This is a genomic window from Nocardia sp. NBC_01388, from assembly GCF_045040085.1.
In the GTDB taxonomy this organism is placed as follows: Bacteria; Actinomycetota; Actinomycetes; order Mycobacteriales; family Mycobacteriaceae; genus Nocardia.
In genome coordinates, this window is record NZ_CP109553.1 from 7,964,539 (window position 1) to 7,978,523 (window position 13,985).

Here is a 13,985-nt window from a genome sequence, read left to right on the forward strand (position 1 = left end):
CGGCACCGCGGCAGGCCGAAATGCCACGGCTGCCCGTAGAACAACAGCTGTGCGGGGTGCGGTGGCCGGGCGTGCAGCAGCGGGAGGGTGCTGGTGAGCGCGCAGTCATTGCACGCGTCGGCGCTGGAGTTGCTCGAAACCTGGTCTCCGGCATCGGGTCCGGATCAGTCGCTGCGGGAGGCCATGCTCGCGTTCCTGGGGTCCGCGCCGCGCGGCTGCCTGCGTGAGCATGCGCCGGGGCATATCACCGCCTCGGCCATCGTGCTCTCACACGACGAGTCCGAGGTGCTGCTGACGCTGCATCCGCGGGTGGGTCGCTGGATCCAGCTGGGCGGGCACTGCGAGGAGTCCGACGAGTCGGTGGCGGCCGCCGCGTTCCGGGAGGCCACCGAGGAATCGGGGATCGCGGACCTGACCCTCGAACCCGGGCTGTACGGCGCGCAGGCGCATCCGATCACCTGCTCGCTGGGCATCCCGACCCGGCACCTGGATCTGCTGTTCAAGATCAAGGCGCCGAAAGACGCGGTCCCCGTGCGCAGTTCGGAATCCACCGATCTGCGCTGGTGGCCGGTGGGCGGATTGCCCGCCGACGCGGACGTGCTGCTGCGCTGACGGCGGTGACCGGTCACCGGATATCGGGGCCGGCTCACATTGATTCCACCCCGACGAACGCCTAGAGTCCGATTCGTAAGACGTTCTCAGGGCGGGGTGGAAATCCCCACCGGCGGTCATGGCGTCCGGCCTATCCGGTACGCACGAGCCCGCGAGCGCCGAGCGGTTCACGGACCGCTCGGGTCAGCAGATCCGGTGTGAATCCGGAGCCGACGGTCACAGTCCGGATGAAAGAGAACGCGACGGTTCCGCCGCTCCGCTCGCGCGGGTCGGCGCGTTCGCGTCGTCATGCCCTGGGTGACAACGCGAACAGGAGATAGTCATGTCACCCATCAATTCGACGGCCGGTCGGATCGCCGTGGTCGCCGCGCGCTGGCACGCGGAGATCGTGAACAAGTCCGTGGCCGCCTGCCGCGCGGGTCTCGCCGAGCACGGATATCCGGATGTCGATGTGATCGAAGTGCCCGGCGCCTTCGAAATCCCCTTGCAGGCCAAGCGTTTGGCGGCCAGTGGCGAGTACGCCGCGATCGCCGCCTGCGCCCTCGTGGTCGACGGCGGCATCTACCGCCACGACTTCGTGGCCGGGGCGGTGGTGGACGCGCTCATGCGGGTGCAACTCGACACCGATGTGCCGGTGTTCTCCGCGGTGCTCACCCCGCATCACTTCCACGAGCACGCCGAACATCTCACCTACTACTCCCGGCACTTCGAAGTGAAGGGCGCGGAGCTGGCCAATGCCATTGCCGCCACGCTGAGCATCGGCGCGGTACTGCGCTGACCGGCATCGGCGCGGTACCGCGCCGACAGCAGCGGACCCGCTGCGGCGCAAGGGCATTACGCCGCAGCGGGTCCGGATTCAGGTGGCTCAGGCCGGAATCGGGGTCTTCTCGACCGGTGCGGCGGTGGGGTCGGCAGTCGTTGCGGCGGCAGGGGTTTCGGTTCCCGCGGTCGCCGGATGGTCGTCCACCACGGCGGTTTCGTCGAACGGCAGCTGCCGGTCGAGCACGGCGCGCATCCGGGCCGGTTCGATGGTCTTGGTCCACGTCCCGATGAGCACCGTGGCCACCGCATTGCCCGAGAAGTTGGTCACCGCACGGGCTTCCGACATGAAGCGGTCGATGCCGACGATCAGGCCGACGCCGTCGAGCAGTTCGGGGCGATGGCTCTGCAGCCCGCCGGCCAGCGTGGCCAGGCCCGCACCGGTGACACCGGCCGCGCCCTTGGACGCCACGATCATGAAGACGAGCAGACCCAGTTGTTCGGTCCAGGACAGCGGTTTGTGCATGGCGTCCGCGACGAACAGGGTGGCCATGGTCAGGTAGATGGCGGTGCCGTCAAGATTGAACGAATATCCGGTCGGCACAACAACTCCCACCGTGGTGCGCTCCACGCCCAGATGCTCCATCTTGGCGATGAGCCGCGGCAGCGCGGACTCCGAGGACGAGGTCGCCACGATCAGCAGGTATTCGCGGGCCAGGTAGCGCACCAGTTTGAAGATGGACACTCCGGCGACCGTGCGCAGCAGCGCGCCGAGGATGCCGAAGACGAAGACCGCGCAGGTGAGATAGAACGCCACCATGAGCAGTGCGAGCTGCTTCACCGCGTCGAGTCCGGTGCGCGCCACCACATTCGCGATGGCGCCGAACGCGCCGACCGGCGCCAGCCACAGGATCATGGTCAGGATGCGGAACACCAGCTTCTGCAGCAGTGCCACACCGCGCAGCAGAGGTTCACCCGTGCTGCCCATGGCCTGGATGCCGAAGCCGACCAGCAGTGCCACGAACAGCGTCTGCAATACCTTGCCGCCGGTCAGCGCCGAGACCAGCGTGGTCGGGACGATGTCCTTGACGAAAGTCCAGGTGCCACCGGCACTTTGCGCATCCTTCGCGTACTGGACGGACTCCTTGGCGTGCGCGGCGATATCGAGCCCGGTGCCCGGATGCAGCAGATTGCCTACCACCAGGCCGATGGCCAGCGCCACCGTCGACATGATCAGGAAGTACCCGATCGCCATGCCGCCGATCTTGCCGACCCGGGCCGCCGCCCGCACCGATCCGATGCCGAGCACGATGGTGCAGAAGATGACCGGCGAGATCATCATCTTGATCAGATTCACGAACAGGGTGCCGAGCTCGCCCACCGATTTGCCGAAACCCGGTGCGAGCCAGCCGACCAGAATGCCGGCCAGCACCGCGAGGATGACGGCCAGATACAACCAGTGGGTGCGGTCGCGGCGTGCGTTCGGTGTTCTTGTCGCTGTACTCATTGAAGCCTCTCCGTCATCCCGGCATGCTCTTGGCCGGGATCCACCGAAATGGGTAGCCGTGTCGCGAGTGTGGATCCCGGCCAAAAGCGCGCCGGGGTGACGAACGGTCAGTCGGTGTGAACCCGCTCACGCCGGTTCGTGAAGAATGATGTGCCCGGGCAGTGACGCCGGTCACTGTTGCGTAAGTTTTGTTCACGGCACGGAGGCGCAGTGATCGGTCGCAGGAGGGATGGCGGGGCGCGGATCCGGCGCGGGCGCTCGGTCGCAGGGCAGGTGTTCGCCGTGCAATTGGCGGTGCTGGCGGTGGTCATCGCGGTCGGCACCGCGCTGGCGGTGCTGCAGACCCGGCATGCCCAGGATGACGCCACCCGGGCGCAGGTCATCGATATCGCGGTGGCTGTCGCCCGCTCGCCCGCGACCCTGACCGCGGTGCGCAGTCCCGATCCGACGGCGCTGCTGCAACCGGTGACCGAGAGCATTCGCCAGCGCACCGGCGTCGATTTCATCGTGGTCATGGCCCCCGACCGCACCCGCTATACGCACACCGATCCGGACCGCATCGGGAAACCGTTCAGCGGCACCATCGATCGTGCGCTGGCGGGGGAGACCTTCACCGAGACCTTCGCCGGCACGCTGGGCCCGTCCATTCGCTCGGTGACTCCGGTCCGGGACGGCGACGGCCACATTGTCGCGCTGGTCTCGGCGGGAATCACCCGCGTGCACATCGGCGCACAGGTGCGCGCGCAGCTACCGGCGATCCTGATGGTGGCCGCCGCCGGACTGGTGCTGGCGCTGCTGGGCGCACTGCTGTTGCGCCGCAGACTGTTGCGGCAGACCCTGGGTCTGGCTCCGGCCGAAATGCGCACGCTGTACGAGCATCACGATGCCGTGCTGCACTCCGTGCACGAGGGCCTGCTGGTCTTCGATGAATCGGGTGAGCGCGCCGAGGTCGTCAATGACGAGGCGCGGCGGCTGCTGCGACTGCCGGACGGCCCGGTGCTGCGGACCGATCTGCCCATCTCATTGCAACGGCTCGGGCCGGAGGTGGTGCGCGATGAGATGCATGTGACGCCGGAGCAGGTGCTGGTGGTCAATCAGGATCTGGTCGAACACGCCGGCCGCCGGATGGGCACCGTGCTCACTCTCCGCGACCACACCGAATTACGGGACGTACTGGGCGAATTGAATTCGGTGCGCGGTTTCGCCGAAGCCCTGCGCGCCCAGGCGCACGAGGCCGCCAATCGCCTGCACGCCGTGATCACCATGGTGGAGCTGGGCCGGTCCCGGGAGGCGGTCGCCTTCGCCACCGCGGAGCTGGAACTGTCGCAGGCGCTCATCGACCGGCTGGCCGGTGCGGTCGCCGAACCGGCCGTGGTCGCGCTGCTGCTGGGCAAGGTGGAGCAGGCGGCCGAATACGGTGTGGAGCTCACCGTCACCGGTGACACCCTGCTCGATTCCACCGATCCGCTCACCGCGCACGAAATGGTCACCCTGCTCGGCAATCTCGTCGACAACGCGCTCGATGCCGTCGGGCGGGACGAGGACGCCTGGGTGGAGGTCACTGTCCGCCGCGATGACGCCGAGCTGTACGTCCGGGTCGCGGACAGTGGTCCGGGCATGTCCGAGGAGTTGTTCAGCCGGGCGACCGAGCGTGGCTATTCCACCAAGACCGACCATCACGGCCTGGGTCTGGCGCTGGTGCGGCGGCTGGTGACCCGGTACGGCGGGGAGCTGCGGGCGAGTCGGGAGCCCGAAGCGGCTGTTATCGTGCGCTTTCCGTGTCCGGTCGGGGCACGGCGGGACGAGGGTGCGGATGCGGGTTCGGGTGATGGGTAGGTACCGGTGATCAGAGTCCTGATCGTGGAGGATGATCCGGCAATCGCCGAGGCGCACCGCTCCTACGTGGACCGACTGCCCGGTTTCGAGGTGGCGGGCGTCGCGCACACCGGACGCGACGCGCTCGCCGCCGCCGCGAAGTCACAGAAAGATAACGACTCCGTAGACCTCGTTCTGATGGATATCGGTTTACCGGATATGAGCGGTCTTGCGGTCGCAGCGGCTTTAGCCGGACTGCGCCCGCGCCCGGATGTCATCGCCGTTACGTCCGCGCGCGATCTGGCCATGGTCCGCGCCGCCGTCGCGCACGGAGTGGTGCTGTATCTGCTGAAGCCGTTCACCTTTTCGGCATTCCGCGAGAAGCTCGAGCGCTATCTCGAATATCGGACGGCGCTGCCGGCGGGCGAGGCGGCCATCTCGCAGCAGGAGATCGACCGCGCCTTCGGCATGCTGCGGACTCCCGATCAACGGGCTACCTCGCCGAAAGGTATTGCGCCACAGACGATGGAGGAGGTTTCGCGTGCGGTGCGCGCGGCATCCCAGGGCGTGTCCGCCGGAGAGGTCGGGCGCGTCGTCGGCGTTTCGCGGGTTACCGCGTGGCGATACCTGGAGCGTCTCGCCGAAGACGGCGTGGTGCGGCGGCGAACGGACTACGGTCGCACCGGGCGACCGCAGGTGCGTTATTTGTGGTTGCACTGAGTTCCGATTCACCACCGGTTTGCCAGAGATGTGCGGTGACCGCCATCACATGGATAGATGCCTGTTCGGCCTCTGTTCATGGTGTAACAGTTGCCACCTTTGGCGACGAACCGCTGTTGTAACGGGGATAGAGTCTGTACATATCTACCTGCGAAGTTCTGAGCTATCTAATTAGCGGGGCAAACTTGCAATTGGTCGGCAAACGGTCGGGTTCGCCGGATCCCAAACGTCACCTGTGGGTGTTGGGGCTCATCGCCCCGATGAGTGCATTGTTGCCGTCGCAGCTGGTCTACTGGACCCGCTTCGAGGTGTTCTGGTGGATCGGACCGATCATTGTTCTCATTGTCATACCCGTCCTGGACTGGGTCGTCGGGGAAGACGGCACCAATCCGAAGGATGAGGATTACGAACTACTCTCCAACGACCGGTACTACCGGTGGTGCACCTATCTGTTCCTTCCGGTCCAGCTGATCGGCCTGTATATCGCGGCCGTCATGTGGGCCGGTACCGACCTGTCGGTCATCGACAAGCTCGGGCTCGCGGCAACTCTCGGGTTTGTCAGCGGAATCGGTATCAATGCCGCGCACGAGCTCGGGCACCGGGTCGAGCATATGGAGCGGTGGCTGTCGAAAGTGGCTCTCGCACAGTCGGCGTACGGCCATTTCTTCGTGGAGCACAATCGCGGTCATCACGTGCGCGTCGCCACCCCGGAGGATCCGGCCAGTGCCCGCATGGGCGAGACGCTGTGGGAATTCCTGCCGCGCAGTGTGATCGGCGGCTTCCGTTCGGCTATCGGGCTCGAGCGCGACCGGCTGCGCCGAAAAGGGCAGGGCTGGTGGAGCATTCACAATCATGTGCTGCAGGCCTGGGCCATGACGGTGGTGCTCTTCGGCGCGCTGGTCGGCGGGTTCGGCTGGCGAATCCTGCCGTATCTGCTGCTGCAGGCCGTGATCGGCGCCGCGCTGCTGGAGACGGTCAACTATGTCGAGCACTACGGACTGCTGCGGCGCCGGCGGCCCAATGGCAAGTGGGCGCGGTGCTCGCCGAGCGACAGCTGGAACAGCGACCGCCTGGTCACCAATATTTTCCTGTTCCATCTGCAGCGGCACAGCGACCACCACGCAAATCCTGGACGCCGGTACCAGACTCTGCGCTCCACTCAGGAATCGCCGCAGCTCCCGGCCGGTTACGCCACCATGATTCTGCTGGCGCTGTTTCCGCCGCTGTGGCGCTACGTGATGGATCAGCGGCTGCTGACGCACTACAGCGGCGATATCAGCCGCGCCAATATCCAGCCGCGCAAACGCGACCGCATCCTGGCCCAGCACGGCGACGGGATGGCGGCCGCCGCCTGAGCGGCAACCCCCCGGCTCTCGCACCGAGGGGGTGCGAGGCTGCCGTCGCGGTGTCGCCTCCGCGCGGCACCGACTAGCCTTGCTTGCGGAAGACAGGCCGACCAGGAGAGGCACGAGAGGCAGATGACGACCGCAGTGACCAGCATGATGACCCCCGACGTCCGCAACGGGATCGACTACAAGGTGGCGGACCTCTCGCTGGCCGAGTTCGGCCGCAAGGAGATTCGGCTCGCCGAGCACGAGATGCCGGGCCTGATGGCACTGCGTCGCGAGTACGACGACGTGCAGCCGCTGCGCGGTGCGCGCATCTCCGGCTCGCTGCACATGACCGTGCAGACCGCCGTCCTGATCGAGACCCTGGTGTCGCTCGGCGCCGAGGTCCGCTGGGCCTCCTGCAATATCTTCTCCACCCAGGATCACGCCGCCGCGGCCATCGTGGTGGGCCCCAACGGCACCGAGGACGAGCCCAAGGGCATCCCGGTGTTCGCGTGGAAGGGCGAGACCCTCGAGGAGTACTGGTGGGCCGCCGAGCAGATGCTCACCTGGCCCGGCGAGCCCGCGAACATGATTCTCGACGACGGCGGTGACGCCACCATGCTGGTGCTGCGCGGCGCCCAGTTCGAGAAGGCCGGCGTCGTGCCGCCCGAGGACGAGACCCACTCGGCCGAGTACAAGGTGTTCCTGAACCTGTTGCGCGCCAGCCTCGAAGCCGACAAGGCCAAGTGGAGCGTCGTCGCCGACAGCATCAAGGGCGTCACCGAGGAGACCACCACCGGTGTGCTGCGGCTGTACCAGTTCGCCGCCGCGGGTGAGCTGCCCTTCCCGGCCATCAATGTCAACGACTCGGTCACCAAGTCGAAGTTCGACAACAAGTACGGCACCCGGCACTCGCTGGTCGACGGCATCAACCGTGGCACCGATGTGCTCATCGGCGGCAAGAAGGTGCTGATCTGTGGTTACGGCGACGTCGGCAAGGGCTGCGCCGAATCGCTCAAGGGCCAGGGCGCGCGCGTGCAGGTCACCGAGATCGACCCGATCAACGCGCTGCAGGCGCTCATGGACGGCTTCGACGTGGTGACCGTCGAGCAGGCCATCGGCGATGCCGACATCGTGGTCACCTCGACCGGCAACAAGGACATCATCACCCTCGAGCATATGAAGGCGATGAAGGGTCAGGCCATCCTCGGCAATATCGGCCACTTCGACAATGAGATCGATATGGCCGCGCTGGAGCGTTCGGGCGCGCACCGCCTGAACATCAAGCCTCAGGTCGATCTGTGGACGTTCCCCGATTCCGGTCGCAGCATCATCGTGCTGTCCGAGGGCCGCCTGCTGAACCTGGGCAATGCCACCGGCCACCCCTCGTTCGTCATGTCCAACTCCTTCTCCAACCAGGTCATCGCGCAGCTCGAGCTGTGGACCAAGCCGCAGGAGTACGACAACGAGGTCTACCGCCTCCCCAAGCACCTGGACGAGAAGGTCGCCAAGATCCACGTCGAGGCCCTGGGCGGCACCCTCACCAAGCTCACCAAGGACCAGGCCGAGTACCTCGGCGTGGATGTCGAGGGCCCGTACAAGCCCGAGCACTACCGCTACTGAGCCTGAGCCCGTACAGGTCTCGTGAACACCTGTCCCGCCGGTCCGTACGGACCGGCGGGACAGTGCTTTTCGAACTACGGCGCTTTTCGACTACGCCGCTTTCCGGCCACGGCTAGAGCGGAACAGGAAGCCCGGGACAGGGACTGGTCCCGGCGCTGCCGGGTATCGCACCGAGCGACCCGGTGGCGGGCAGGGACAAGCCCGGGCAGACCGTGATCATCGCGGGTTGCCCGGAGACCTGGGCGGTGGTGCCCGGCCCGAGGCTCAGCGATCCGGAGGACGAGCCGGTACCGGGATCGGTGGTGGTCGTGATGGGGGCTGCGGGCTCGGCCGGTTGGAGAGTGAGCGGCGCGGCCTGGGCGGTACCGCCGGACAGGGCGGCCAGCGCGAATCCGGCGATGGCTATTCGGGAGAAATACTGCGTGACAGTGGTTTTCGACATGTGCTCTCCTTGCAGGGGGAGTGGTGCGTCGCACTGTACAGTTTTGTGAGGCGCGAGTACTTCAAATTGCGCCCCCAATTTCGCGGGCGCTCGCGCGCCGGGCGGGCTGTGTCGCCGGGTGTCAGGAGCAGCCGGGGGATCGCAAAGGCCGCCGAGCGCGGTGCGCGATCGGCGGCCGGAGTAGCGGTGGGGCTTACCGCTATCGGACTGTTAGAGGCAGATGTCGATCAGGGGGACCCACTTGCCGCCCTTGAGGGTGCACAGGGCCGCGTTGATCAGCTCGCTCGCGCTCGATCCGGTGCCGCCGACATTGCTGGAACCCGAGCCGCCGGAGCCGGAATCGGCGGGCGAGGCGACGGGGGCGGCGGGCTCCACGGTGACCGGGGCGGCGGTGGCGGTGCCGGCCGCGGCGATCGCGGCGGTGATGGCGAAGGCGCCGACGGCTGCGCGCGGGATGGCGTGGGCGAGGGGGTTTTTCATCAGGTGTGCTCCTTGCAGGTGACAGTGCGTCGGACCCTACAAGAGATGAATCATGCCTGTTTCAGTTTTCGTCACTTATGGAACGAAACAGGCAGCGGATAGCCCTTCTCGGTCATGACCTCACGCGCCCGGTCCGGATAGTCGGTGATGATGCCGTCCACGCCCTGATCGAGCACCAGGGCGATGGTCTGCGTGTCATTGACCGTCCACGGGACCACCTTGATGCCGAGGGCGTGCGCGCGGGCCACATAGGTCTCGGAGGTTGTCAGGGTGAAGCCCGCGTCGCCGGCTTTGGCCCCGCTGTTCCACGGGCTGACGTAGCTGGGGGAGGAGATGTCCGCGCCGAGGGCCTTGATCGCGGACAGCGGGTCGTCGGCGTGATCCCGGTAGCGAATCGGGCTGAGCCACATGCTGTCCGGCTTGAAGGTGGAATCGTCATAGAGGGCGACGGTCGGAATGGTGGGATTCTTCGCCTTCACGATGGGCAGGCTGCGCCAGTCGAAGCTCTGGATCTCGACCTTGTCGGTGGCCCCGGCCGTCTGGATCGCGCCGAGAATGACATCGACGAATTCGTCTGGCGTGGCGGACTGTTCGGGGTGCTCGGCCTCGATCTTGGTCTCGATGTTGTAGCGCAGGGTGCCGAAGGCGCCGGGATAGCTCTTCACCAGATCGAAGACCTCCGGCAGCTCGGCGATCTTGTTGCCCGGAAGTTCCTGCGCCTCGGGGAAATCCGCCAGTTTCTTACCGCAGTCGAGGGTGTGCAGCTGGGCGAAGGTCAGATCGTGCACCACCTTGCCGACGTACGGGTACCGCGGATCGTCCGGAAAGGCGGGTGCGGTGTCGGTGCACTTCTCCGGCAGTATCTTCGGATCGTGCCAGACCAGCGGGACCAGATCCTTCGTCAGCACGATATCGAGTTCGAGGGTGGAAACGCCCAGTTCGATGGACTTGGCGAACCCGGGCAGCGATTCCTCGGCGGTCAATCCGCGGCCGCCGCGATGGGCCTGCAGATCGAAGGCGCGCTTCACATCGGCATGCGGGCCCGCGCTCGTCGAGGTGGAGTCGCCGGTATCGGAATTACTGCTGCAGGCGGTCGATCCGAGGGCGGCAATCGCCACTCCCGCGACCGCGATAGTCCTTCTGACGTGCTTCGAACTCGGTGCGAAGAAGGTCATGGCCGCGGAGCATAGCAATCATTCGGTTAATGCGAATTGGGTGAATCGAGTGGCGCCGCACTCACCGGCCGAGCCCGCACCCGCGGGCATTCGGTACTCTCGCGACCATGGGTGCGCTGATTCCGGTGGAAGGGCTCGACGGTGCGGGTAAACGCACGCTGACCGATGCCGTCGTCGCCGATTTGCGCGCCCGCGGCCTGCGCATCGCCACCCTGGCCTTCCCGCGCTACGGCGTCTCCGTGCACGCGGATCTGGCCGCCGAGGCGTTGCGCGGCGGGCACGGCGATGTGGCCGCCTCGGTGAATGCCATGGCGCTGCTGTTCGCACTGGATCGGGCCGATGCCCGCGACGAACTCTCGAAATTGCTGGCGGACAACGACATCGTGCTATTGGACCGCTACGTCGCCTCCAATGCCGCCTACTCCGCGGCCCGGCTGCATCAGGATGCGCACGGCGAAATCGTGGCCTGGATAGCCGAATTGGAGTTCGCCCGCTTCGAACTGCCTGTCCCAAATGTGCAGATCCTCCTGGATGTCCCAGTTGCTGTGGCGGAGGAACGCGCCCGGCTGCGCGGCGAATCGGATTCGTCTCGCGCACTCGATGCGTACGAAAAAGACGGCGGTCTGCAAAGCCGCACCGGAACCGTCTACCGTGAGCTAGCCGAAATCAACTGGCACGGACCGTGGTGGGTACATCGGAGCGATGACGATCCGGCAACACTTGCCGCGCGGCTCGCGGAATACGTTGCTGGATAGGGTTGGATGTGCGCCGACAGGTCACGAGTGTTGGCGTGGCGGCCTGATTGGAGCCGGAGAGGTGACAACATAGTCTTATGAAGCCCAAGATTCTGGTCGTCGACGACGATATGGCTCTCGCTGAGATGCTCACGATCGTCTTGCGGGGTGAGGGATTCGACCCTCACGTCGTCGGTGACGGCACGCAGGCGCTGACCGCGGTCCGGGAGCTGCGCCCGGATCTCGTGTTGCTGGATCTCATGCTGCCCGGCATGAACGGTATCGATGTCTGCCGGGTGCTGCGAGCCGATTCGGGAGTGCCCATCGTAATGCTGACGGCGAAGACCGATACGGTCGACGTCGTCCTGGGGTTGGAGTCTGGCGCCGACGATTACATCGTCAAGCCGTTCAAGCCGAAAGAACTCGTTGCTCGTGTGCGGGCCCGCCTGCGCCGCACCGAGGAAGAGCCACAGGAATTGCTGTCCATCGCGGACATCGTCATCGACGTGCCGGCGCACAAGGTGACCCGCGGCGGTCAGCAGATCTCGCTGACTCCCTTGGAATTCGATCTGCTGGTCGCACTTGCTCGCAAGCCGCGCCAGGTGTTCACCCGTGAGGTGCTCCTCGAACAGGTCTGGGGCTACCGGCATGCCGCCGATACCCGCCTGGTCAATGTGCACGTACAGCGGTTGCGCGCCAAGGTGGAGAAGGATCCCGAGAACCCGGAGATCGTGCTCACCGTGCGCGGGGTGGGTTACAAGGCCGGACCGCCGTGATCGCTGGCTCCAGAAACCGCCTTCAGCGGTCGCTGGCAGTGATGGTGGCCTGGTTTCGCTCCGTAGGTGAGCGACTGGGCCACGTCTGGCGTGGTTCTCTGCAACTGCGCGTTGTCGTGTCCACCCTGACCCTGTCGTTGATCGTGATCACGATTCTCGGAGTCGTGCTCACATCGCAGATCACCGACAGGCTCCTGGACGCGAAGATCAATGCGGCCGTCGAGGAGATGGGCCGTGCCCGTAATACGGTGCAGGCCACCTTGACGGGCGTGCACGATTCCAGCACCCAGCTGGCTCGACTGGAGGATGCCCGCCGCGCCCTGGCCGGGGGCGGCGGCTCCCAATCCGGCGGCGCCGCGGGCAGTTACGACTCCGCGCTGGCCATGGTCGGCGACTCTCAATCCGAGCTCAATGCCGGGCCGATCCAGGAAATCCCGCCGGAGCTGCGGCATTTCGTGCAGGAGCGCCAGGTCAGCTACCAGTTCGCGACGGTGTCCGATCCGGACGGCTATCGCGGCTCGGCGCTGATCATCGGCAGCCCTGCCGCCGACATACCCACGCTCGAGATCTATCTGATCTTCCCGCTCACCAATGAGCAACGCTCGCTGGGACTTATGCGCGGCACCATGCTCATCGGCGGCATCGTGCTGCTGGTGCTGCTCGCCGCCATCACCGCCCTGGTGACCCGGCAGGTGGTGCTGCCCATTCGATCCGCGGCGCGCATCGCCTCGCGCTTCGCCGACGGACGACTCAAAGAGCGCATGCTGGTGCGCGGTGAGGACGACATGGCCAGGCTGGCCATGTCGTTCAATGAGATGGCCGAGAGTCTGTCCAACCAGATCACCCAACTCGAAGAGTTCGGAAATCTGCAGCGCCGCTTCACCTCCGACGTCAGCCATGAGCTGCGCACGCCGTTGACCACGGTCCGCATGGCCGCCGATCTCATTCACGGTTCCAGCGACGACCTGGATCCGGCGCTGGCGCGCTCGGCCGAACTGCTGGTGAACGAACTCGACCGCTTCGAGGGACTGCTCAACGATCTGCTCGAGATCAGCCGCCACGACGCGGGTGTGGCCGAGCTGCAGGTGGAATCGCTCGATGTGCGCATGTGCGCGCGGGCGGCCGTATCCACCGTGCGCCATCTGGCCAAGGAGTCCGGCGTCGAGCTGGTAGTCGATATGCCCGAGGAACCCCTTGTCGCCGAGGTGGATCCGCGCCGCGTCGAGCGGGTGCTGCGCAATCTGCTCGCCAATGCCATCGACCACAGCGAGGGCAAACCGGTCCTCATGCGCATGCGCGGCGACACCGATGCCAATGCCGTCGCCATCATCGTGCGCGATCAGGGTGTGGGCCTGCGGCCCGGTGAAGAGAAACTGGTCTTCAACCGGTTCTGGCGTTCGGACCCCTCGCGCATGCGGCGCAGCGGCGGAACGGGTTTGGGCCTGTCCATCAGCGTCGAGGACGCGAACCTGCACGAGGGCAAACTCGAGGCCTGGGGCGAGATCGGCGTCGGCGCCAGCTTCCGGCTGACCCTGCCGCTGGTGCGCACCCGCAAACTCGGCCAGAGCCCACTGCCCCTGGAACCGCCCAAGACTCGCGGCGGCGTCACCGCCGAACAGCTCGCCCTCGATATCGGCACCGTCGACTCCGGCACGCCCGAAATCGATCCCCTCCCCGCCGAATACGAACTCGCCGTCGCGGAACCCCCTGCCGCGGTGACGGAGTACGAGCTCGCCGTCGCGGACCCGCCCGCGGGCGTGACGGAGTACGAACTGGCCGTCGCGGACCCGCCCGCGGGCGTGACGGAGTACGAACTGGCCGTAGCCGATCCGCCCGCAGGCGTCACGGAGTACGAGCTCGCGGTCGCGGATCCCCCCACCGGCCGTCACAAGTCGGCGACCGTGGATCCCCAGCCCTCCGAATCCGAGCCCAGCACACCGGATTCCGAGAATCCCGAAGATCCCGATCACACCGCGCGCACCGATTCACAGGACGGAGGGTCGTGAGGAAA

Annotated in this window: 13 protein-coding genes and 1 riboswitch; of the genes, 9 read left to right on the top strand and 4 right to left on the bottom strand. The window is 66.3% G+C overall.

Annotated features, from left to right (window positions below; genetic code table 11):
* Positions 1-93: 93 nt before the first annotated feature.
* Positions 94-612 (top strand): NUDIX hydrolase, encoded by a 519-nt coding sequence (locus OG716_RS37640; RefSeq protein ID WP_405134999.1) that lies wholly within the window; start codon positions 94-96, stop codon positions 610-612.
* A 78-nt stretch (positions 613-690) separates the two neighbouring features.
* A riboswitch (FMN riboswitch) is annotated at positions 691-855 on the top strand.
* Between the two features lie 79 nt (positions 856-934).
* A complete protein-coding gene (locus tag OG716_RS37645; protein ID WP_405135000.1) occupies positions 935-1,390 on the top strand; it encodes a 6,7-dimethyl-8-ribityllumazine synthase in 456 nt (151 codons plus the stop codon).
* An 87-nt stretch (positions 1,391-1,477) separates the two neighbouring features.
* On the opposite strand, the gene OG716_RS37650 is transcribed toward OG716_RS37645, so the two are convergent.
* The gene (locus OG716_RS37650; RefSeq protein WP_405135001.1) at positions 1,478-2,878 is read right to left on the bottom strand and encodes a cation:dicarboxylate symporter family transporter; all 1,401 of its coding nucleotides are present in this window, start codon (positions 2,876-2,878) and stop codon (positions 1,478-1,480) included.
* A 210-nt stretch (positions 2,879-3,088) separates the two neighbouring features.
* Between OG716_RS37650 and OG716_RS37655 the strand changes: the two genes are divergently transcribed.
* The 4 genes from OG716_RS37655 (at position 3,089) to ahcY (ending at position 8,367) form a co-directional block, all read left to right on the top strand.
* A complete protein-coding gene (locus OG716_RS37655; RefSeq protein ID WP_405135002.1) occupies positions 3,089-4,714 on the top strand; it encodes an ATP-binding protein in 1,626 nt (541 codons plus the stop codon).
* Between the two features lie 6 nt (positions 4,715-4,720).
* Entirely contained in the window at positions 4,721-5,413 is a 693-nt protein-coding gene (locus OG716_RS37660; RefSeq protein WP_405135003.1) for a response regulator, read from the top strand.
* Between the two features lie 260 nt (positions 5,414-5,673).
* The gene (locus OG716_RS37665; protein ID WP_405135004.1) at positions 5,674-6,768 is read left to right on the top strand and encodes an alkane 1-monooxygenase; all 1,095 of its coding nucleotides are present in this window, start codon (positions 5,674-5,676) and stop codon (positions 6,766-6,768) included.
* 123 nt (positions 6,769-6,891) lie between these two features.
* Positions 6,892-8,367, top strand: a complete 1,476-nt coding sequence (gene ahcY, locus OG716_RS37670) for an adenosylhomocysteinase (protein WP_327141837.1) — start codon at positions 6,892-6,894, stop codon at positions 8,365-8,367.
* Positions 8,368-8,479: 112 nt separating this feature from the next.
* Here the strand turns inward: ahcY and OG716_RS37675 are convergent, their stop codons facing one another.
* From OG716_RS37675 to OG716_RS37685, 3 genes are all read right to left on the bottom strand, one after another.
* Complete coding sequence (locus OG716_RS37675) at positions 8,480-8,809, bottom strand: hypothetical protein (RefSeq protein WP_405135005.1); 330 nt, start codon at positions 8,807-8,809, stop codon at positions 8,480-8,482.
* Positions 8,810-9,019: 210 nt separating this feature from the next.
* On the bottom strand, positions 9,020-9,289 hold the full coding sequence (locus tag OG716_RS37680) for a hypothetical protein (RefSeq protein ID WP_405135006.1): 270 nt from the start codon (positions 9,287-9,289) through the stop codon (positions 9,020-9,022).
* A gap of 71 nt (positions 9,290-9,360) precedes the next feature.
* A complete protein-coding gene (locus OG716_RS37685; RefSeq protein ID WP_405135007.1) occupies positions 9,361-10,464 on the bottom strand; it encodes a glycerophosphodiester phosphodiesterase in 1,104 nt (367 codons plus the stop codon).
* Positions 10,465-10,571: 107 nt separating this feature from the next.
* On the opposite strand from OG716_RS37685, the gene OG716_RS37690 reads away from it, so the two are divergent.
* From OG716_RS37690 to mtrB, 3 genes are all read left to right on the top strand, one after another.
* Positions 10,572-11,219, top strand: a complete 648-nt coding sequence (locus OG716_RS37690; RefSeq protein ID WP_405135008.1) for a dTMP kinase — start codon at positions 10,572-10,574, stop codon at positions 11,217-11,219.
* A 77-nt stretch (positions 11,220-11,296) separates the two neighbouring features.
* Positions 11,297-11,974 carry an MtrAB system response regulator MtrA gene (mtrA, locus tag OG716_RS37695; RefSeq protein ID WP_029931579.1) on the top strand — a complete coding sequence of 226 codons (678 nt, stop codon included), beginning with the start codon at positions 11,297-11,299 and terminating at the stop codon, positions 11,972-11,974.
* A gap of 41 nt (positions 11,975-12,015) precedes the next feature.
* Entirely contained in the window at positions 12,016-13,980 is a 1,965-nt protein-coding gene (gene mtrB, locus OG716_RS37700; protein WP_405135009.1) for an MtrAB system histidine kinase MtrB, read from the top strand.
* Positions 13,981-13,985: the final 5 nt, after the last annotated feature.